Source organism: Terrabacter sp. 2YAF2, assembly GCF_052114705.1.
In the GTDB taxonomy this organism is placed as follows: domain Bacteria; phylum Actinomycetota; class Actinomycetes; order Actinomycetales; family Dermatophilaceae; genus Terrabacter.
This window is the reverse complement of the sequence record NZ_JBFRFG010000006.1, coordinates 299702-320698: the sequence shown is the minus strand read 5'-3', so window position 1 is coordinate 320698 and position 20997 is coordinate 299702. Positions and strand designations below refer to the sequence as shown.

General features: G+C 70.6%; 19 protein-coding genes. 7 read left to right on the top strand and 12 right to left on the bottom strand.

Translation table 11 applies throughout. From position 1 onward, the window contains the following. The first annotated feature begins 333 nt into the window (after positions 1 to 333). The 7 genes from uidA to AB4030_RS10225 all read left to right on the top strand — a co-directional run bounded on the left by uidA (position 334) and on the right by AB4030_RS10225 (position 8273). Entirely contained in the window at positions 334 to 2115 is a 1782-nt protein-coding gene (uidA, locus tag AB4030_RS10255) for a beta-glucuronidase (RefSeq protein ID WP_442279108.1), read from the top strand. Between the two features lie 202 nt (positions 2116 to 2317). Beyond that, positions 2318 to 3709 (top strand): NADP-dependent phosphogluconate dehydrogenase, encoded by a 1392-nt coding sequence (gene gndA / locus AB4030_RS10250; protein WP_442279121.1) that lies wholly within the window; start codon positions 2318 to 2320, stop codon positions 3707 to 3709. Next, a complete protein-coding gene (locus tag AB4030_RS10245) occupies positions 3706 to 4644 on the top strand; it encodes an asparagine synthase-related protein (protein WP_442279107.1) in 939 nt (312 codons plus the stop codon). The genes gndA and AB4030_RS10245 overlap by 4 nt, the downstream gene beginning before the upstream one ends. Beyond that, complete coding sequence (larB, locus tag AB4030_RS10240; RefSeq protein ID WP_442279106.1) at positions 4637 to 5341, top strand: nickel pincer cofactor biosynthesis protein LarB; 705 nt, start codon at positions 4637 to 4639, stop codon at positions 5339 to 5341. The genes AB4030_RS10245 and larB overlap by 8 nt, the downstream gene beginning before the upstream one ends. Before the next feature lie 24 nt (positions 5342 to 5365). Beyond that, positions 5366 to 6193, top strand: a complete 828-nt coding sequence (locus AB4030_RS10235; protein WP_442279105.1) for a sugar phosphate isomerase/epimerase family protein — start codon at positions 5366 to 5368, stop codon at positions 6191 to 6193. After that, the gene (locus tag AB4030_RS10230; protein WP_442279104.1) at positions 6190 to 7245 is read left to right on the top strand and encodes a Gfo/Idh/MocA family protein; all 1056 of its coding nucleotides are present in this window, start codon (positions 6190 to 6192) and stop codon (positions 7243 to 7245) included. Before AB4030_RS10235 ends, AB4030_RS10230 begins: the two co-directional genes overlap by 4 nt. Then, a complete protein-coding gene (locus AB4030_RS10225) occupies positions 7242 to 8273 on the top strand; it encodes a Gfo/Idh/MocA family protein (protein WP_442279103.1) in 1032 nt (343 codons plus the stop codon). Before AB4030_RS10230 ends, AB4030_RS10225 begins: the two co-directional genes overlap by 4 nt. A gap of 25 nt (positions 8274 to 8298) precedes the next feature. On the opposite strand, the gene larC is transcribed toward AB4030_RS10225, so the two are convergent. The 12 genes from larC to AB4030_RS10165 form a co-directional block, all read right to left on the bottom strand. Further along, the gene (gene larC, locus AB4030_RS10220) at positions 8299 to 9588 is read right to left on the bottom strand and encodes a nickel pincer cofactor biosynthesis protein LarC (protein ID WP_442279102.1); all 1290 of its coding nucleotides are present in this window, start codon (positions 9586 to 9588) and stop codon (positions 8299 to 8301) included. A 4-nt stretch (positions 9589 to 9592) separates the two neighbouring features. Next, positions 9593 to 11185 (bottom strand): hypothetical protein, encoded by a 1593-nt coding sequence (locus AB4030_RS10215; protein WP_442279101.1) that lies wholly within the window; start codon positions 11183 to 11185, stop codon positions 9593 to 9595. Positions 11186 to 11245: 60 nt separating this feature from the next. Next, the gene (leuA, locus tag AB4030_RS10210; RefSeq protein WP_442279100.1) at positions 11246 to 12988 is read right to left on the bottom strand and encodes a 2-isopropylmalate synthase; all 1743 of its coding nucleotides are present in this window, start codon (positions 12986 to 12988) and stop codon (positions 11246 to 11248) included. A 198-nt stretch (positions 12989 to 13186) separates the two neighbouring features. Continuing rightward, positions 13187 to 14563, bottom strand: coding sequence for a hypothetical protein (locus AB4030_RS10205; RefSeq protein WP_442279099.1), 1377 nt, complete (start codon positions 14561 to 14563; stop codon positions 13187 to 13189). Beyond that, positions 14560 to 14703, bottom strand: a complete 144-nt coding sequence (locus tag AB4030_RS10200) for a hypothetical protein (protein WP_442279098.1) — start codon at positions 14701 to 14703, stop codon at positions 14560 to 14562. Before AB4030_RS10200 ends, AB4030_RS10205 begins: the two co-directional genes overlap by 4 nt. Positions 14704 to 14742: 39 nt before the next feature. Beyond that, positions 14743 to 15108, bottom strand: a complete 366-nt coding sequence (locus AB4030_RS10195; protein WP_442279097.1) for a VOC family protein — start codon at positions 15106 to 15108, stop codon at positions 14743 to 14745. A gap of 64 nt (positions 15109 to 15172) precedes the next feature. After that, complete coding sequence (gene era / locus AB4030_RS10190) at positions 15173 to 16102, bottom strand: GTPase Era (protein ID WP_442279120.1); 930 nt, start codon at positions 16100 to 16102, stop codon at positions 15173 to 15175. A gap of 19 nt (positions 16103 to 16121) precedes the next feature. Continuing rightward, a complete protein-coding gene (locus tag AB4030_RS10185; RefSeq protein ID WP_442279096.1) occupies positions 16122 to 17435 on the bottom strand; it encodes a hemolysin family protein in 1314 nt (437 codons plus the stop codon). Between the two features lie 19 nt (positions 17436 to 17454). Next, entirely contained in the window at positions 17455 to 17922 is a 468-nt protein-coding gene (gene ybeY, locus AB4030_RS10180) for an rRNA maturation RNase YbeY (protein WP_442279095.1), read from the bottom strand. Then, positions 17919 to 19079: a PhoH family protein gene (locus AB4030_RS10175; protein ID WP_442279094.1), complete on the bottom strand. Its 1161-nt coding sequence runs from the start codon at positions 19077 to 19079 to the stop codon at positions 17919 to 17921. The genes ybeY and AB4030_RS10175 overlap by 4 nt, the downstream gene beginning before the upstream one ends. A gap of 13 nt (positions 19080 to 19092) precedes the next feature. Continuing rightward, on the bottom strand, positions 19093 to 20619 hold the full coding sequence (locus AB4030_RS10170; protein WP_442279093.1) for a S10 family peptidase: 1527 nt from the start codon (positions 20617 to 20619) through the stop codon (positions 19093 to 19095). Next, positions 20616 to 20975 (bottom strand): histidine triad nucleotide-binding protein, encoded by a 360-nt coding sequence (locus AB4030_RS10165; RefSeq protein WP_442279092.1) that lies wholly within the window; start codon positions 20973 to 20975, stop codon positions 20616 to 20618. The genes AB4030_RS10170 and AB4030_RS10165 overlap by 4 nt, the downstream gene beginning before the upstream one ends. Positions 20976 to 20997: the final 22 nt, after the last annotated feature.

The window sequence follows — 20997 nt, the reverse complement described above, 5'->3', positions numbered from 1 at the left end:
GCTCGGACAGGGCAGACTGGGGCAAGGCCATCGGTGTGGCTCCTCTTCGATGAGTACTTGGCCGTACACACCGAAGATCCCGCCGATGGCCCCTTCACGTCCTCACGACATGCCGGGCCTCAAACCCCACCACACAAGGGGACTCACACGTTGCGCGGACGGATCGCTCTTTCGATCGGGGAGGTGGGCGGACGGATTGCTCTTTCGATCAGGGCGGGCGGGGGGACGGATCGCTCTTTGGATGGGTCGTGGCAACTGGTGGCAATCGCTCGCGCTGGACGGCGGGCGGTGACTCAATGGAGCAACGCCCCACCGCTCACGAAAGGCCCCACCATGCTGCGCCCCCAGGACACCTCCACCCGCGAGACCAAGCGCCTCGACGGCATCTGGTCGTTCCAGCTCGACGGTGACTCCACCGGGCGCGACGCCGGGTGGTTCCGCGACGCCCTCCCCGCCCCGCGCGACATGGCCGTGCCGGCGAGCTTCAACGACCTGACGGCTGACGCCGCGGTCCGCGACTACTTCGGCGACATCTGGTACCAACGCACCGTCCACGTCCCGCGTGGTTGGGCCGGTGAGCGCATCGTCCTCCACTTCGAGTCGGCCACGCACCGCGCCACCGTCTGGGTCGGTGACCACGAGGTCGTCAGTCACGAGGGTGGCTACACCCCGTTCGAGGCCGACGTCACGGAGTTCGTCAGGCCGGGCGAGGAGGTGCGCATCACGGCGCTCGTCAACAACACGCTGAGCTTCCAGTCGATCCCACCGGGTGTCATCGAGGACACGGCAGGCGGCAGGGCCCAGCGCTACTGGCACGACTTCTTCAACTTCGCCGGCATCCACCGCTCGGTCTGGCTCGCCGCCACACCCCAGGCCCGCGTCGAGGACATCACGGTCGTCACCGGCTTCACCGGCACCGTGGGTTCGGTGGACTACGCCGTGGCGACCGCCGACTCCGACGGCCTCGAGGTCCGGGTCGTCCTGCGCGACGCCGCGGGGCGCGTGGTCGCGACGGGCACCCGCTCCAGCGGCTCCCTCTCCGTCGACGACGTCCGCCTCTGGGCGCCGGGGCACGGCTACCTCTACGACCTCGAGGTCCAGCTCGTCGACGACTCGGACGTCGTCCTCGACAGCTACCACCAGTCCGTCGGGATCCGCACGGTCGAGGTCCGCGGCACCGAGTTCCTCATCAACAACGATCCCTTCCACTTCAAGGGATTCGGCATGCACGAGGACCACGCGACGATCGGCAAGGCGCACAGCCCCGCCCACCTCGTCCAGGACTTCGAGCTGCTCGACTGGGTCGGCGCCAACTCCTTCCGCACGTCGCACTACCCCTACTCCGAGGACGTCCTCGACCACGCGGACCGCCACGGCATCGTCATCATCGACGAGACCGCAGCCGTCGGCCTCAACATGGGCCTCGGCGGCGGCATCTTCGGCGGGCAGGGCTACACCACCTTTTCCGCCGAGACGATCAACGAGAGCTCCCGCGAGGTCCACGCCCAGGCGATCCGTGAGCTCATCGCGCGCGACAAGAACCACCCGAGCGTCGTGCTGTGGTCGATCGCCAACGAGCCGGAATCCGACACCGAGGCCTCCGAGGACTACTTCCGTCCGCTCTTCGACGTCGCCCGCGACGCCGACCCGACGCGCCCCGTCGGCTTCGTCAACGTCATGCTCGCTCCCCACGGCGCGTGCCGCGTCTCCCAGTTCGCCGACGTGCTCATGCTCAACCGCTACTACGGCTGGTACGTCAACACCGGTGACCTCGCCAGCGCCGAGATCGCGTGGACCGCCGAGCTCGAGGGCTGGGCGTCCGAGGGCAAGCCGATCATCGTCACCGAGTACGGCGCGGACACCCTGGCCGGCAACCACTCGCTCACCCCGCAGCCATGGAGCGAGGAGTACCAGGTCGACTACCTCGACATGAACCACCGGGTCTTCGACGCGTGCGACGCCGTGGTCGGCGAGCACGTGTGGAACTTCGCCGACTTCGCGACGACCTCCGGCATCATGCGGGTCGACGGGAACAAGAAGGGTGCCTTCACCCGCGACCGCAAACCCAAGGCCGCCGCCTTCGCGCTCCGTCGCCGTTGGCGCAAGGACGCCTGAAGACCTCGGGCGTGCTGAAGACCTCGGGCGCCGCTGCCCGCCGGGTGCCGGCGTCGCCCCGAGCCTCGGGGCGCGGCCGTGACAGCGCCGTCGCGACCGCGCCCTTCCCGCCCCGGGCCACACGGCATACGGTCGTGTCCTCCCCACTCAAGGAGTCCTCGTGTCTGACCTCGCCACCATCGGTGTGACCGGCCTCGCCGTCATGGGCAGCAACCTCGCCCGCAACCTCGCCCGCCACGGCCACACCGTCGCCGTCCACAACCGCACCAACGCCAAGACCCGCGCACTCATCGAAGAGCACGGCTCCGAGGGCACCTTCGTGCCCTCCGAGTCCACCGCCGACTTCGTCGCCTCCCTCGAACGCCCTCGACGGATCATCGTCATGGTCAAGGCGGGCGGTCCCACCGACGCGGTCATCGACGAGCTCGTGCCGCTGCTCGAGGAGGGCGACATCGTCGTCGACGGAGGCAACGCCCACTTCGAGGACACCCGCCGACGCGAGGCGCGGCTGCGCGAGCACGGCCTGCACTTCGTCGGCACCGGCATCTCGGGCGGCGAGGTCGGCGCGCTCGAGGGGCCGTCGATCATGCCCGGCGGCTCCAAGGAGTCGTATGCCGCCCTCGGCCCGATCCTCGAGTCCATCGCCGCGCAGGTCGACGGCGAGCCGTGCTGCGCCTGGATGGGCCCGGACGGCGCCGGCCACTTCGTCAAGATGGTCCACAACGGCATCGAGTACGCCGACATGCAGTTCATCGCCGAGGCCTACGACCTCCTGTCGGCCGCGGGTCTCACGGCCGCCGAGGGCGCCGACGTCTTCCGCGAGTGGAACACCGGTGAGCTCGACTCCTTCCTCATCGAGTTGACGGCGGCGGTGCTCGACCAGGTCGACGCCGTGACCGGTGGGCCGCTCGTCGACGTCATCGTCGACGCGGCCGAGCAGAAGGGCACCGGCCGCTGGACCGTGCAGACGGCCCTCGAGCTCGGCGTCCCCGTGTCGACGATCGCCGAGTCGGTCTTCGCCCGGTCCGGGTCCGGTGACACCGCCGTGCGTGACGCCGCCCGCGGTGTTCTCGTCGGGCCGGATCGCGCTGTCTCCGTTGATGATCGGCAGCGCTTCGTCGACGACGTCCGTGACGCGCTGTGGTCGTCCAAGGTGGTGGCCTACGCCCAGGGGCTCGAGCAGATCCGCAAGGCGAGCGACGAGTACGGCTGGGACGTCGACATCGCGACCGTTGCCCGCATCTGGCGCGGCGGCTGCATCATCCGCGCGCGTCTGCTGGCCCAGATCAGCGACGAGTACGCCGCCGGCAGGCTCGCCACCCTCCTGGTCGCACCGAGCATCGCGTCCGGCCTGGCTGACCGGCAGGACGCCTGGCGTCGGGTCGTCGCGCTGGGCACGACGGGTGGCGTGCCCGTGCCCGGTTTCTCGAGCGCCCTCGCCTACTACGACACCGTGCGGGCCGAGCGTCTGCCGGCCGCGCTCGTGCAGGGGCTGCGCGACAACTTCGGCGCCCACACCTACGGCCGCACCGACCGCGCGGGTGCCTTCCACACGCTGTGGTCGGGCGACCGGAGCGAGGTCGCCGCGCCGTGACCGACCCATCGACGCAGATCGACGAGACCGGACCGATGACGCCGAGTCCCAGGGACGCGTGGCCGGTGGAGAGCAACGACGGCCTCCCCCCGCACCTCCGGCGCCACGCGGACCTCGTCGCGGACCACATCCGCCGAGGTATGCCGTCCCGAACCGGCCGGCTCGGCGTCGCCTTCTCGGGCGGCGTCGACTCAGGCCTCCTGCTCGCCCTCGCGGTGCGCGCGCTCGGACCGGCCCGGGTCGTCGCCGTCATCGGCGTCTCCCCCAGCCTGGCGGCCGACGAGCGTCGCGGCGCCCACGACGTCGCCGCCCACATCGGCGCCCCGATCGTCGAGGTCCCCACGCACGAGGGCGACAACCCGGCCTACCGGGCCAACGGACCCGACCGCTGCTTCCACTGCAAGGACGAGCTCTTCACGCGGATCTCCGACGACGTCGCGGCCGCGCACGAGCTCGCTGCCGTCGCGTACGGCGAGAACGCCGACGACGCGCGCCGGCCCGACCGCCCCGGCTCCCGGGCGGCCACCGAGCACGGGGTGCTCCGGCCGCTCGCCGACGCCGGCCTGACCAAGTCGGACGTGCGCGCGCTGGCCCGGGCGCTCGGACTCCCCAACGCCGACAAGCCTGCTGCTCCGTGCCTGGCCTCCCGCATCCCGCACTTCTCCAGGGTCGACCCCGCCAAGCTCGCCCAGGTCGAGCAGCTCGAAGCGGCCGTGCGGGCCTTGGGCTTTGTCGACTGCCGGGTGCGCCACCACGGGCAGGTTGCCCGGATCGAGCTTCCCGACCCCGACCTCGAACGCGCGATGTCCGCGCCCGTCCGCACCGCCGTGCACGAGGCCGGGCGGGCGGCGGGTTTCACGTTCGTCGCCGTCGACGTCGCCGGCATCCAGTCCGGCGCCTTCACCCTGCCGCTCGTCCAGGTCACCGGTGGCTGACGCGGGAGGCAGCAGCGTCGGTGCTACCGACCCCTTCGAGGTGGCCGAGCTCGACCTCGGGCGAAGGGCGCGCCGCGGGTATCCCGAGGCGATCTACTGCGAGGGCAAGACACCGGAGCAGGTGCGCACCATCGCCGAGCGGCTTCGTGACGCCGCCGCCGACGGGACCACGTCTGGTGCCGTTCTCTTCACCCGGGCGGGCGTCGAGCACGCCGAAGCAGTGCTCGACATCCTGCCGAATGCCTTGCACGACAAGACAGCCCGGCTTCTCGCCTGGCCGCCGGACCCTCCGGCCCCCAGCGGCGGCCTCGTCGCCGTCTTCTGTGCCGGCACGTCCGACCTGCCCGTCGCGCGCGAGGCAGTGCTGACGGCACGCTTCCTCGGCCGCGAGACCGACCTCGTCGTCGACGTCGGCGTGGCCGGACTGCACCGGGTCCTCGCCCGCCGCGACCTCATCGACCGTGCGCGGGTCATCGTCGTGGTCGCCGGCATGGACGGGGCCCTTCCGAGCGTCGTCGCGGGGCTCGCCGCCTCCCCGGTCGTCGCCGTGCCCACGTCCGTCGGCTACGGTGCGGCATTCGGGGGGCTCGCTCCCCTGCTGGCGATGCTCAACGCGTGCTCCCCCGGGGTCGGCGTCGTCAACATCGACAACGGCTACGGCGCCGGCCACCTCGCCGCGCAGATCGCCGCCCCCTGACCACCATCGAAGGAGCAGCTCCACGTGTGGACCCTGTCCGGATTCGCCGACGAGATCGACCCTGACCTGGCCACACAGTGTCAGGTGCTCAGAGAGCTCGACATCACCCACATCGAGCTGCGCAGCGCGTGGGACGTCAACGTCCTGGACTTGTCCGACGAGCAGCTGAGCGAGGTCGAGAGCGTCCTGACCGCATACTCCATCTCGGTGTCGTCGATCGGCTCACCCATCGGCAAGATCGACATCGAGGACGACTTCGAGGCGCACCTGCGGCGGATGGACCGGGCACTGACGGTGGCTGAGCGGCTCAGCGCGCCCTACATCCGGTTGTTCTCGTTCTTCCTGCGCGACGACGAGGCGCCAGCGGACCACCGCGACGAGGTGATCCGCCGGATGCGCGCCTTGGTCGACGCCGCGGCCGGCCACGACGTGGTGCTGCTGCACGAGAACGAGAAGGACATCTACGGCGACGTCCCAGACCGCGTCCTGGACCTCGTCGAATCGGTGGACTCGCCGCAGTTCAAGCTCGCGTGGGACGCCGCCAACTACGTTCAGTGCGGCGTTCGCCCGTTCACCGAGGGCTACGACCGGCTGCGGCCGCACCTGGCCTACATCCAGATCAAGGACGCGCTCGCAGCCACCGGCGAGGTCGTGCCGGCCGGTGAGGGCGACGGCGAGGTGCGCCGGACGATCCGCGCGCTGCGGGCCGACGGCTTCGATGGGTTCTTCTCCATGGAGCCACACCTGGGCAGCACCCACAGCTTGGGCGGCTTCACCGGTGCCGACCTCTTCGCCCACGCGACGAAGACCTTCACGGCGCTGCTGGACAGCGAAGGGATCGAATACGTATGAGCGGCAAGAGAGTCCGGTTCGCGGTCATCGGTGCCGGCATGATCGGCGCGGTGCACGCGGCCGCCCTCGCCGAGCTGCCCGAGACCGCCGAGCTCGTCGCCGTCGTCGACGTCGACCGCCCCAAGGCGCTCGCCCTGGCCGAGCAGCATGGCGCCGAGCACACCGACGACCTGACGGCGCTGCTGTCTCGCGACGACATCGACGCCGTCACCGTGTGCACCCCCAGCGGTCTGCACGCAGATGTCGCGGTCGCGGCGCTGGACGCCGGCAAGCACGTCGTCATCGAGAAGCCGATCGACGTCAGCCTGGCTGCTGCGGACCGCATCATCCACGCCGAGGCCCGGTCCGGCAGGAAGGCCACGGTGATCTCGCAGCACCGCTTCGACCGCTCCACCGAGACGGTCCTGCAGGCGGTGACCGACGGGACGCTGGGCTCGATCACCTCCGCGATCGCCTCCCACGCCTGGTGGCGAGGGCAGAGCTACTACGACTCCGGCGAGTGGCGCGGCACGTGGGCGCTCGACGGCGGCGGAGCCGTCATGAACCAGACCGTGCACACCATCAACCTCATGCTCACCATGGTCGGCACTCCGGTGGAGGTGTTCGCCTACACCGCCTGCCTGGCGCACGAACACATCGAGGTCGAGGACACCGCGGTCGCGGTGCTCCGGTTCGAAAGCGGCGCGCTCGGCATGATCCACGGCACCACCGCCGCCTACCCCGGGCTGGACGCCCGGCTGTCGGTCTACGGCACCAAGGGCTCAGCCGTCGTCTCCGACGACCAGCTCGTCTACCTCCACGAGACGGTGGGCGCGGCCACGGAGATCGGGATGTCGAGCATGACGGGTGGCAACCAGGTCACGGCCGCCCACCAGATCGGTCCGGACGAGCTCAGCTTCGGCCATGCCCACCGGCTGCAGCTCGCCGACTTCATCGCCGCGGTCACCACGGGAGGCGCTCCCCGCGTCAGCACGTCCGACGCCCGGACCTCGCTCGCCGTCATCCTGGGCCTCTACGAGTCCGCCACCACCGGCCGTCCGGTGCGGCTGTGACCCATCGGACGATAGAGGCGGCCACGTTGCGCGTCGGGCTGGTCGGCTGCGGGTCCATCGCGTCGCAGCACCTGGACGCCATCAGCGCCAACCCTGACGCGGTCCTCGTTGCGGTGGCAGACACGGATGAGGCCGCGGTGGCCGCGGTCGTCGCCGATCGCGGGGTGCCCGGCTACCCGGACCTGACCCGGATGCTCGATGAGGCGCAGCCCGACGTCGTGCACATCTGCACGCCCCACCACCTCCACGCCGCGATGGCCATCGAGAGCCTGCGCCGCGGGGTGCACGTCCTGCTCGAGAAGCCTGTGGCCACGACGGTCGCGGACGGTGAGGCCCTGGTGCGGGCCGCGAGGTCCAGCACCGCCACCCTCGGGGTGTGCTTCCAGAACCGTTTCAACCCCACGATCCTGGCGATCCGCGACCTGCTCGAGGGAGGCACCCTGGGGGCCCTCCTCGGCGGCCGCGCGGCGGTCACGTGGTTCCGCGACGAGTCCTACTACGCGAGTCGCCCGTGGCGCGGTCGGTGGTCCGAGAGCGGCGGCGGGGTGCTCATCAACCAGGCGATCCACACCCTGGACCTCCTGCAGTGGTTCCTCGGTGAGGTGACCACGGTGCGCGGCGTGGCGACTCGGGTCGCGCTGTCCGACACCATCGAGGTGGAGGACACCGCCGTCCTCCAGCTCGGCCACGCCGGGGGCCGCCGGTCGTTGTTCCATGCCAGCAACGGCTACGTCGCCAACGCCCCGGTCACCCTGGAGCTGATCGCCGAACGCGGCATCGTCAAGCTGGACACCGACGTCCGGGTCGAACACGCCGACGGTCGCGTCGACACCATTCGGGAGACCCGGATCGGTCACGGCGAGAAGGCCTACTGGGGTGCCTCCCACCGGGACCTCATCGACGACTTCTACCGACACGTCCGCGCTGGCACCCCCTTCTCGATCGGCCCCGCTGAGGCACTCGAGAGCCTGAAGATCATCACCGCGGTGTATGACCAGTCGGCCGACCTGCTGGGTCCCAGACCCTGAGTGAGGTGGCGGCGACGGCACGACCTCACGGCGTCGGGCGCAGCCCCTCCGGCACGCGAGCACCGCGGGCCAGACCCTCTGCCGCAGCGGCCGCCTCAGCGGCGTCGAGCACCTCGCGCACCGGGAGCCGGAGGCCCGCGGCGGCAGCCTCGACGTCACGGAACTCCGCGGCCGCGTTGACGATCCGACCTTGCCGGTGGGCCACCTTGATACCGACGCGCTGACCTGCGACGTCGACGTCGGTCCAGCCGCGGTCGAGTGCCCAGCGGGTGACGTCGGTGACGCGCACGCCGATGGTGCTCGTCGAGGCGAACACGAGGTCCCGGAGCGCCACCACGTGGCCCGGAGCCGCGAGGACGGACAGCAGCTGGGCCGGCCGGCCGCGCTTCATGGTGATCGGGGTGGTCCACGCGTCTCGGGCGCCCGCCGCCAGCAGGGCGTCGACCACGGTCGGCCACAGGCGGGGGTCGAGGTCGTCGACGTTGGCCTCCAGCACGCACAGCTGTTCGGGGACGTTGTCGCCGGCGTCGAGTCTCCCGCCGGCGACCGGGGCAGCCGCACTCTCGGTGGGTGCCAGGGGTCGTCCGACGACGACACGCACGACGTTGGGGCGGTCCGGGTGCTCCTTGGTCCCGGCGCCGACGCCGACCGAGATGACGGTCATGGCCGGCAGTCCCGCCTGGCGCTGCACGAGGGCCGTCACGAGCGCCACACCCGTCGGCGTCGCGAGCTCACCGTCACCGCCCGAGGTCACGTCCCAGCCACGGCACAGCTCCAGGACGGCGGGGACCGGCACGGGCACGCGGCCGTGCGCGGCGCGGACCGAGCCCGACCCCAACGACAACCGGCCGGCCGTCACGGTGCGCGCCCCGAGGTCGACGAGCGCCGCGCAGCTGCCGACGACGTCCGCGATGGAGTCCCAGGCCCCGACCTCGTGGAAGTGGACGTCGTCGATGCGTTTGCCGTGCACCCGTGACTCGGCGACCGCCAACCGCTCGAAGGCTGCGTGCGACCACTGGCGCACCGTGTCGTCGAGGTCGGCGTCGCGCAGCCGGTCCCGGATCTCGGACCAGGGCCGGTGGTGCTGGTCCGGCGCGAGCAGCTCGACCTCGACCTTGAGGGCGCGCATGCCGGCCCGCTCCGTCTCGTGCGTCACGAGCCGCACGGTGCCCGGGATCACGGAGTCGACGGCGGCCTGCGCAACAGCCAGTGAGGCACCCGCGTCGACGAACGCGCCGAGGAGCATGTCCCCGGCGACCCCGGCGGACACGTCCAACCACACGTCGACCCCGGCGCGACCGTTCCTCGAGCTCATCCCCTCACCGTAGGAGACCCACGAGCCGACCGTCGTCCGTATCCGCGTCGTCCGGGCAGACCGTCACGGCCGCGCCCCTGGCACCAGGTCTGGCCTGCCCCAGGAGCGACGCGTGGACGGTCGCGGCCAAGACGACGAGGAGGGGGGCGAATGAGAAGAGGTAGCGCGCCCGGCCCTGGAAGACCATCGTGAAGGCGGCGATACCCAGCACACTCAGCGCAAGCAACAGGACTTGGCGCCGATAAGGCGCCCGCAGAAGACCGATGCCCGCGACGATCAGCACCGCCAGCCAGAGCCCCTGGGTGAGCTCCGCGCGAAGCTGGTAACCGCCGCCGTTGAAACCGTTGAGGTCGTGAACCACTCCCGTCACGCCTGTCGCCGGGGCCAGTCGGCCGGGGAGCGAGTCGCCACCTTCGCCCCACGCCGAGAACATCCCGTCCCCCCAGTTCCACGCCAGCTTGTTCGCATAGAACTCCACCGTGCCAAGCAGCCCACGCTCTTGCCACCGCTCGGCGAGGTAGCCGAGGGCATACTCGTTCATCTGGTCCGGGGTGCCCTCGTCCACGGCGTCGACCATGGCGCGCACATAGGCCCCGTAACTGACAACACCGGAACTAGAGACGGTCTCGGCCGACCCGTTGGCGACCCACCACAGCAGGGTGGGCGAGGCGTCGGGACGCAGGTCCTGCGTGTCGACACCGGCCACGGTCGTCGATGCAGCGGGCAGCGCCACGGCGAGGACCAGGAACAGGACAAGGCCCACGGCGATTGCGCTGAGACCCAGCGCAGGCCGCCGCGGGCGCCGCTCCCGGTCGAACACCGCGATGATTCCCGTGATGGCGGCGGCCGCCACGACGACGACCGGGGTCGTCTTGACGGCGTAGGCCACTGCGAGTGCCGCGATGCTGAGGGTCCACAGCACCGTGCGTGACCTGCGCTGTCCCGGCATCAGCGCCCGCGATGCCAGGGCGACCCCGCCGACGACGAGCGGCATGGCCAGCACATCGGTGTACGGCACGCTCAGCCAGGGGCTCAGCCCGACGAGAGCGATGGTGACGATCTGGGCGACGAGCGCGGGACCGCGACCCGCCAACTGCACGACGAGGACATGCACGGCATACAGAGTCACGGCCAGGCCGATACCGCCGAGCGCGATGAGCACCGCGTCGGGAGCAACACCGAGCGACTGTCCCACGTCGGCCGCCGCCCGGTCGATCGCGAGCAGCGGCAGGTTGTTCGGGAAGACCGACAAGTAGTCGAGTTCATGCTCGCTGAGCGGCCGCCCGGCGTGCAGTGAGCGGGCCATCGACATGACGGCCCCCGCGTCCCAGCCGTACTGGTACCGGGTCTGCATCGCGACGAACGTTGCGACCGAAGCGCCCGCCACAGCGATGACGCCGGGCAGCCACCGACTCTTCAGGGCGCACGGTACGCGGACGCGCGCAGCGAGGGCGATGCCCACGACAACGGTCGGCACGACGACCTGCCACCGGTAGTCGACGCTGACGCGTCGCGGGGCAATCAGGGCGACGACGGCGACCGCGACAAGGGAAACCCCGGTCAGTCGAAGCAGTGTTCGACCGACCGGGGACTCCATGAAGCCCGACGCTACCTCACTGGAATGTGCGCCCGATGAGGTGCCCGACACAGCGCCGGGTCAGGCGACCGGGGCGTCCCTCTCGGCCCGGTTGACCGCCGACACGATGGCCTTGATGGACGCGGTGACGATCGACGGGTCGACACCGACGCCCCAGAGGACACGTTCGCCGACGGCACACTCGACGTATGCCGCAGCGCGGGCGTCGCCACCGGCGGACAGGGCGTGCTCGGCGTAGTCGAGGACACGCACGTCCGGGGTGCCCTCGACCGTGGCCAGTGCATCGACGAAGGCCGCGATCGGGCCGTTGCCCGTCCCGGTGATCGTCCGGGACTCGCCGCCGTCGCGCACCGTGGCCTCGATCGTGCTGGCTCCGTCGACGGTCGAGTCGGTGACGACGTTGACGAGCTCGAAGCGGCCCCACGGGCGTGCCGGGTCCGGCAGGTACTCGTCCTGGAACCGGCCCCACAGCTCGGCGGGAGCGACCTCGCCACCGTCCTGGTCGACGCCGCGCTGGACGACACCGGAGAACTCGATCTGCAGCCGGCGCGGCAGGTCCATCTGGTGCTCGGTCTTCATGATGTAGGCGACGCCGCCCTTGCCGGACTGGCTGTTGACGCGGACGACGGCCTCGTAGGACCGGCCCATGTCGTGCGGGTCGATCGGGAGGTAGGGCACACCCCAGACGAGGTCGTCGATGCTCGTGCCCTTCTCCTTGGCCTCGGCCGCCATCGCCTCGAAGCCCTTCTTGATGGCGTCCTGGTGCGAGCCGGAGAAGGCGGTGAAGACGAGGTCGCCGCCGTAGGGGTGTCGCTCGCCCACCGGCAGCTGGTTGCAGTACTCGACGGTGCGGCGCACCTCGTCGATGTCGCTGAAGTCGATCTGCGGGTCGATGCCCTGGCTGAAGAGGTTCATCCCGAGCGTGACCAGGCAGACGTTGCCGGTGCGCTCCCCGTTGCCGAAGAGGCAGCCCTCGATGCGGTCCGCGCCGGCGAGGTAGCCGAGCTCCGCGGCGGCCACGCCCGTGCCCCGGTCGTTGTGCGGGTGGAGGCTCACGACGATGGACTCACGGCGCTCGAGGTGACGGACCATCCACTCGATGGAGTCGGCGTAGACGTTGGGTGTCGCCATCTCGACGGTCGCCGGCAGGTTGACGATGATCTTGTGGTCCGGCGTCGGGTCGATGACGTCGACGACGGCGTTGCAGATCCGCATCGCGAAGTCGAGCTCGGTGCCGGTGTAGGACTCGGGCGAGTACTCGTAGTAGATCGTCGTGTCCGGGATGGTCTCCTCGAGCTTCTTGCACAGGCGCGCCGCCTGGACGGCGATGTCGATGATGCCGTCCTGGTCGAGCCCGAAGACGACCTTGCGCTGCAGCGCCGACGTCGAGTTGTAGAAGTGGACGATGGCCTGCTTGCTGCCCCGGATCGCGTCGTAGGTGCGCTCGATGAGGTGGTCGCGACACTGCGTCAGCACCTGGATCGTCACGTCGTCGGGGATGTGGCCACCCTCGATGAGCTCGCGACAGAAGTCGTAGTCGGTCTGGCTCGCGGACGGGAAGCCGACCTCGATCTCCTTGTAGCCCATCTTCACGAGCAGCTGGAACATGCGCAGCTTGCGCTCGGAGTTCATCGGGTCGATGAGGGCCTGGTTGCCGTCACGCAGGTCGACGGCGCACCAGCGCGGGGCCTGCTCGATGCGCTTCGTCGGCCACGTGCGGTCCGGGAGCTCGAAGGGGATCTGCTCGTGGAACGGGACGTACTTCTGGAACGGCATTCCCGACGTCTGCTGGGGGTGGATCATCGCTGCACTCTCTTCGTCTGCGTTTCGCTCGGTGTCCGGCCGGACACGGGAAACTCCGCGACGAGGAGGGCCGGGATCAGGCCTCGTCGCGGCAGAGAAGGAGGAGGCTCACCGCTCGCACGACTTCACCGTATGCCGGGTGCTCGGGTCACGTCCACCCGTCGGGACCGCTGCCCGGATGATGAGACGACCGTCTCGTCAGCGGATCTCGAAGCCCTCTGGACGCTCGGTCGCGATGCTGCCACGGGTGCCCGGCGGGTCAGTCACGCCGTAGTTGACGTCCTCGCGGCCCGATCCGAAACCCGCCCATCCGACCTCGACGCCCGTCGGCAATGCACCGCCCCCCGATGCCCTCTGGGTTCGGGCCTCGTCAGGCCCCTGGCCGACCGCACGCCACACGCGGGCCTCCGAGGCGACGATGTCGAGGTCGGTCCAGGCCCGGGCCTGCTCCGGCGTGAACCCCGCGGCGACCCACCGCTGCCGGGCGTGCGGCTCGATACCAGCGACCTCGAACCCGCGGGCCTCCTCGGGGGTCAGGGTCGGATCCGCGAGCACGAGCTCCCTCGCCTCCCGGGCTCCGAAGCCCGCGTCGCGCCAGCGCACGGCCTGCGGCAGGTCCTCGGCCTCCCAGACGGCCACATCGGCCACGGTGAGGCCCGCCTCGAGCCAAGGGGCGACCTCGGCAGGTGTCCGCTGGATGAGCACGGCGGCAAGCCGCTCCACCGGCGCATCAGGCGGCAGTCCGATCCGTCGCCACGCGACGGTACGACTCACGACCTCGTCCCCCGGAGCCTCCGACATGGAAACGATCTCACTCCACTCCCGCGCCTGGAGGGGCGTCAGCCCGGCCCCGCCCTCGGACAGGGGTGCGATCAGGGCGCGGAGATGGGCTGGGCCCAGCCCCAGGCGAACCCAGTGCCCGACGTGGGGGTCCTGAGCCGCTTCCGCGTGCCAGGCGCGCGCGGCGTCGGCCTGCCGACCGGTCCACGACGCCCAGGCCTCGTCCTCGGTGTGCGACAGGACGTCCACTGCCGCCCGCATGTTGGCCAGGGCGTCCCAGCCGAACCCCTTCCGATCCCGGTGCTGTCCGATGAGCAGCAGCAGGCTCGACAGCGGCAGGGACGGCCAAGGAGAGCGCAGGAGCCAGATGCGTTCGCGGGGTGGCGGCGGAAGGTCGACGGAGCGGGCCATTCGGGCGAGCAGCCATTGCTGGTGGGTGTCGCGCCCCGCCTCGGGACCGAGCCGCGTCTCGTCGTCGCCGCAGGACATCAGCCCGAACCTCGGCATCCGGTCGCGCACCCACCGTCGGTGCTCGCGCGGCCAGACCGCCGGGAGCAACGCCCACTCCCAGCCGGCGAACCCGATGGGCAGGGGCTCCCACCCCTCGTCTGCCAGGCCCGCCACCTCGGGCAGGTCTGCGACCCCCGGGAGGAGGTGTCGCTCCCCGGGGGCGAGCACCCGGTCCTCACCGTTGTCGAGCATTGCCTCGATCTCCGCCAGAGCCGGCGACAGCGGCAGCAGGTCGACGTCGGCTACGGCCGGCGGCTCGTCGCGACCCCACGGGTCGTCGGTCACGGGGCCGTCGTGGTGTCGGGCGAGTCGGCGTCGGCGGTGTCCTCGCGGACGTCGGCGATCTGTTCCTCGGGCCGCGGGGGTACCGTCTGGTCCTCCTCGAGGACCTCCAGCTCGTGGTCGTGTGCAGCAGTCTCCGACATGTCCGCCTCCTTCTCGGGAGTCTAGGACGGTGGAAGACGTCAGGCGCGCTGGCAGACCATGAGGAGGTTCCCGTCGGGGTCGGTGAACTGGACGAAGCGGACGCTCCCGATGTCCTCGACGTCGGAGGTGATCGTGACACCCAGGTCCCGCAGGTGGCCGACCGCCGCCGCCAGGTCCTCGGTCCAGAGGAAGAAGCGCGGCGGTCCCGACGCGTCGAACGCGGGCCGGTTCGCGTCGAGCGCGAGCCGGGTCTCGCCGTCGGTGGGGATGTCGTAGATCGTGCCCTCGTGGGAGGCGACCCCGGGCTCGAAACCGAGCACGGCGGCATACCAGGGCACGGCGGTCGCCATGTCGCGGACCGGGATGAAGACCTGGCCGACGCGGCTCTGGATCGGGCTGCTCACCGAGGCACCCTACTGGGCGGCGAACCTGCCAGCGCGAGCTCTCTGGTCGCTGGTCAAGGACCCGTCAGAAGCCCAGGCGCTGCAGCTGCTTGGGGTCGCGCTGCCAGTCCTTGGCCACCTTGACGTGCAGGTCGAGGTAGATCTTCTGGCCGAGGAGCGCCTCGATGCCCCTGCGCGCGTTCGTGCCGACCTCACGCAGCCGGGAGCCTCCGCGTCCGATGACGATCGCCTTCTGGCTCGGGCGTTCCACGAAGACGTTGACCCGGACGTCGAGCAGCGGCTTGTCCTCCGGTCGCCCCTCGCGCGGCACCATCTCCTCGACGACGACGGCCAGCGAGTGCGGCAGCTCGTCGCGCACACCCTCGAGGGCTGCCTCACGGACGAGCTCGGCGATCATCACCATCTCCGGCTCGTCGGTGAGCACGCCGTCGGGGTAGAGCTGCGGCGACCGCGGCAGGAAGGACGCGAGGACGTCCCGCACCTCCTCGACCTGGCTCCCCGACACGGCCGAGCACGGGATGATCGCGTCCCACTCCCCCAGCTGGTCGATGGCGATGAGGTGCTCGGCGAGCCGCTCGCGGTCGACGGCGTCGGCCTTGGTGGCGATGGCGACGACCGGGCGGCGCCGCAGCGAGCGCAGCTCCGTGAGCTCGTTGGCGATGAAGGTGTCGCCCGGCCCGATGCGCTGGTCGGCCGGCAGGCAGAAGCCGATGACGTCGACCTCGAGGAGCGTCTCGCGGACGAGGTCGTTGAGCCGCTGCCCGAGCAGCGTCCGGGGCTTGTGCAGCCCCGGGGTGTCGACGAGGATCACCTGCGCCGAAGGAGTCGTGGCGACGCCGCGGATCGTGTGCCGCGTCGTCTGCGGTTTCGAGCTCGTGATCGCGACCTTCTGTCCGACGAGGGCGTTGGTCAGCGTCGACTTGCCGGCGTTGGGCCGGCCCACGAGACAGGCGAACCCGGCGCGGTAGTCCTCCGACCGACCTCCGGGCGCCATGCCGTCGCCGCGTGTCGGGTCAGCGTCCTGAGTGGCCATGGGCGTCCTCCGTCTCGATGTGTGCGGCGTCGTCCTCCGGCACCGGCGCGCGGTGCACGATGACCGACGCGACCCGGTGGCGGCGTCCGGCCATGCGCTCAGCCGTGAGCTCCAGCCCAGCGACCGTACCGGACGAGCCGACGATCGGGACGCGCCCGATGACCTTCGTCAGGAGGCCGCCGACGGTGTCGACGTCCTCCTCGTCGATGGTGACGTCGAAGAGCTCGGCCAGGTCGTCGATGTCCATCGAGGCCGGGACCCGTAGGGTGCCGTCCTCGAGCTGCTCGACGCCGGGTGCCTCACGGTCGTGCTCGTCGGCGATCTCGCCGACGATCTCCTCGATGATGTCCTCGATGGTGATGAGCCCGGCGGTGCCGCCGTACTCGTCGACGACGATGGCGAAATGGTTCTGGTCGCGCTGCATCTCGCGCAGCAGGTCGTCGACCGGCTTGCTCTCGGGCACGAAGTGCATGGGCCGCATCACCTCGGTGGCGGGGTGCCGACCGTCCTCGGGGGCGGCGTTGAGCCGGCGGGCGACATCCTTGAAGTACAGCAGCCCGCGCACGTCGTCGCTGTCCTCGCCGACGACGGGGATCCGCGAGAAGCCGGACCGGAGGAAGAGCGACATCGCGCTGCGCAGCGTCTTGTCCGCGTCGAGCACGACCATGTCGGTGCGCGGGACCATGACCGCTCGGGCGAGGGTGTCGCCGAGCTCGAAGACGGAGTGGATCATCTCGCGCTCGTCGGCCTCGATGACGTCCGAGTCGCCGGCCATGTCGACGAGGTCGCGCAGCTCGGACTCGGTCTGGAACGGCCCGTCGGTGTAGCCCTTGCCCGGCGTGACCGCGTTGCCGAGGACGACGAGGAGCTTGGCGAGGGGGCCGAGCACGCGACGCAGCCCGACAGCGAAGGGCGCGCTCCACAGGGCCACCGTGTCGTAGTTCTGCCGTCCGAGCGTGCGCGGGGAGACGCCGACGACGACGAACGACACGACGGCCATGATCGCGATGCTGATGAGGGCGCGGCTCCACGTCGACTGGACCTCCCCGGCGACGGCCAGGGTGACGAGGACCGCGGCGGTGGCCTCGGCGACGACACGCAGGAACGCGATCACCGACAGGTACGGCGGCGAGTCGCCGACCACGGTCATGAGCGACCTGGCGCCAGAGCGGCCCTCGTCGAAGAGCTCCTGCGCCCGCACGCGCGACATGCGGAAGATCGCGGCCTCGGCGGCCGAGAGCAGGAACGCGACGACGATGCTGACGAGCGCCGGGAGCGCGAACTGCGGGAACATCTCGGTCTCTCGTCCGCGGTCAGGCGCTCGGGCGGTTGCGCGTGGCGAGGAACGTCAGGAGCAGCTGCCGTTGCAGCTCGAACATCTCGCGTTCCTCGTCCGGCTCGGCGTGGTCGTAGCCGAGCAGGTGCAGGATGCCGTGCGTGGTGAGCAGCAGCATCTCCTCGATCGGCGCGTGACCCGCCTCGAGGGCCTGCTTCGTCGCGACGGACGGGCAGAGCACGATGTCGCCGAGGGTGCCCTCGTCGGGCTCCTGCCCCTCCCGGCCGGGCCGCAGCTCGTCCATCGGGAAGCTCATGACGTCGGTCGGCCCGGGCAGGTCCATCCACTGCACGTGGAGGACCTCCATGGCGTCCTCGTCGACGAGCTTGATGCAGAGGTCCGCCTGCGGGTGCACGCGCATCTGCTCCATGACGTAGGAGGCGCAGGCGAGCAGCTCGAGCTCGTCGACGTCGGCGTCGGTCTCGTTGAGCACGTCGATGCTCACGCGAGGTCCTCCTGCGTGTCGGGCGTCGCGTCCACCGAGGGCGTATGCCGTCCGGCCGCGCGTCGCGGCCCGGTGGCCCCGCCTGCCGGGTCCTTGCCCTGGCGACGAGCGCGCTTCTGGCCACGGGCGTCGTCGCGCTCGTAGGCATCGACGATGGCGCTGACCAGTCGGTGCCGGACGACGTCGTGCGACGTCAGCTCGGCGAAGTGGATGTCCTCGACGTCGCCGAGGATGTCACGCACGATCTTGAGGCCGGAGCGGGTGCCGCCGGGCAGGTCGACCTGCGTGATGTCGCCCGTCACGACCATCTTGGAGCCGAAGCCCAGGCGGGTGAGGAACATCTTCATCTGCTCGCTCGAGGTGTTCTGCGCCTCGTCGAGGATGATGAACGCGTCGTTGAGCGAACGTCCTCGCATGTAGGCCAGCGGCGCGACCTCGATGGTGCCCGACGCCATGAGCTTGGGGATCGTCTCGGGCGAGACCATGTCGTGCAGGGCGTCGTAGAGGGGCCGGAGGTAGGGGTCGATCTTGTCGTTGAGCGTGCCGGGCAGGAAGCCCAGTCGCTCGCCGGCCTCGACGGCCGGACGCGTGAGGATGATCCGGTTGACCTGCTTGGCCTGCAGCGCTGCCACGGCCTTGGCCATCGCGAGGTAGGTCTTGCCGGTGCCCGCAGGACCGATGCCGAAGACGATCGTGTGCTGGTCGATGGCGTCGACGTAGCGCTTCTGGTTGAGCGTCTTGGGCCTGATCGTGCGACCACGGCTGCTGACGATGTTCATCGTCAGCACGTCGGCGGGACGCTCGATCGTCTGGCTCCGCAGCATCGAGATGGAGCGCTCGACGGCGTCGCGGTTGAGCGGCTGTCCGGTCTCGACGATGACGAGCAGCTCGTCGAGCAGCGAGTCGATGATCTCGAGCTCGCCGGCGGGGCCGGCGAACGTCATCTCGTTGCCGCGCACGTGCGTGTCGACGAGCGGGAACTGGCGCTCCATGGTGCGGAGCAGCTCGTCCCGGGCGCCGAGCAGGGTCACCATCTCGATCGGCGGCGGGATCTGCCGCGTCAGCACCGGGGCGTCGCCCCCGGTCTTGCCGCCTGCGGCGTGCTGGGTGCCGTCAGGGCTGTCGGTCTCGGATGGTCGAGGTTGCGCGTCATTCATCGTGGGGACGAGTCTACGTGGCGCGGCCCGAGCTCCTCACCACGAATTGGGCGAGGTCCCTGCTCTGCTGGACGCGGGAGGGCTCGTGGACGTACATCATGTGACCCGCCTCGTAGTAGGCGTGCTCGATGTTCGCGAGCCGGTCGGCGGGCAGCTGCAGGTGGGCCACGACGTCCTCGGCCGCGAAGTGCGGCGTCGCACCGTCGTAGTAGCCGTACGCGATGTGCACCTTGAGGTGCGGGTTCTGGCGCATGGCGCGCTCGAGCTTGGGCGACACGTCGACGGGCCGTCCCTCGAAGTCATGGAACGACCACGGGTGCACGAGGCGCGAGATCTGCTCGTAGTGCAGGTCGCTGCCGTAGCCGAGCTCGTCACGGACGTAGTGGTTCCAGGCCGCGGAGTAGGGGCCGGTGATGGCGTCGTGGGACGGGTCGGCGTCCATGTTCTCGGCGATGGCGGCCGCCGCCGGACCCGTGAACCGGGCGTCGAGCCGGCCCACGGACAGCCGGTCGTCGCGGAGCAGCTCGGTGAAGAAGCGCCAGTGCTCGATGCGCAGGTCGGCCCGGTCGACGTAGTCCTCGGTCAGGCCGGAGAGCCGGGCCAGCGTCGCCACGGCCTCGGCACGCTCGCGCCTGGTGAGGCGGTTGCCCCGGGAGAGCACCCACGGGTAGTCGCGGGCGGCATACTCCTGGGCCTCGTCGAGGACGGACTGCAGCGACCGCCGGCCGTGCTTGCCGTGGTAGTGGGCCACGGCGGCATACGTCGGCAGGTAGAGCGCGTGGGCCCGGTCGTTGCGCTGGTTCTCGAAGTCGACCGAGCTGAGGTCGAGCACGCTGCTGATGAGCACGAGGCCGTTGAGGTACATGCCGTAGCGGGACTGGAGGTGCTCGGCCAGCGCCGCACCACGCAGGGTGCCGTAGGACTCGCCTGCGACGAACTTCGGCGACATCCAGCGACCGTTGCGAGAGGTCCAGAGGCGGATCAGCTCGGCGACGGACTCGACGTCCTTCTGGTAGCCGTGGTACTCCCCCGGCTTGCCGCCCTCGACGGCGCGCGAGTAGCCCGTCGACATCGGGTCGATGAAGACGAGGTCGCTGACGGCGAGGAGCGACTCCGGGTTGTCGACGAGGTCGTACGGGGGCGGCTGAAGGGCTCCGACGTCGCCGCTGACGACGCGGCGCGGGCCGAGCAGGCCCAGGTGCAGCCAGACGCTGGAGCTGCCGGGACCGCCGTTGAAGGCGAAGGTGACCGGCCGCGTGCGGGCGTCCGCGTCGTCGAGGACGTAGCTCGTCATCGACAGCTCGGCGCGGGCCTTGTGCCCGCCGAAGGTGCCGTCCTTGTGCTCCTCCTCGCGCAGCACGACGCGACCGGTCGTCGCGGTGTAGCCCAGCGTGCGGCGGCCGACCTTGAGGGTGTGGTGGGTGGTGACGAGGTCGTCGACGGGGTCGACCGGCTTCGCCTCGCCGTCGGTGTCCTTGGCGTCTGCGGCCGACCCCGTCGTGGCCGGCTTGTCGTCGCCCGTGGGGCGTTCCGAGCTCACACCATCCCCCGCTCGGTGAAGGTCGCGCCCGCGAGGAGGTGCACGTGCGCGTGGAAGATCGTCTGCCCGGCGTCGCTGCCGGTGTTGACGATCATCCGGTGCGCGTCGGCGACGCCCTCCTCCTCGGCCACGCGCGCGGCGAGGCGGAAGACGTCGGCGAGGTCGTCACCCGATGCGGCCGCCAGCGCACCGACGGTCGGCTCGTGGCGCCTCGGCACGACGAGGACGTGGATCGGCGCCGCGGGGTTGATGTCGCGGAAGGCGATGGACCGGTCGCTCTCGGCGACGCGGTCGGACGGGATCTCCCCGGCGACGATCTTGCAGAAGAGGCAGTCACTCGGGGTCTGCGAGGTCATGAGTGCACCCTAGGCACGTCGT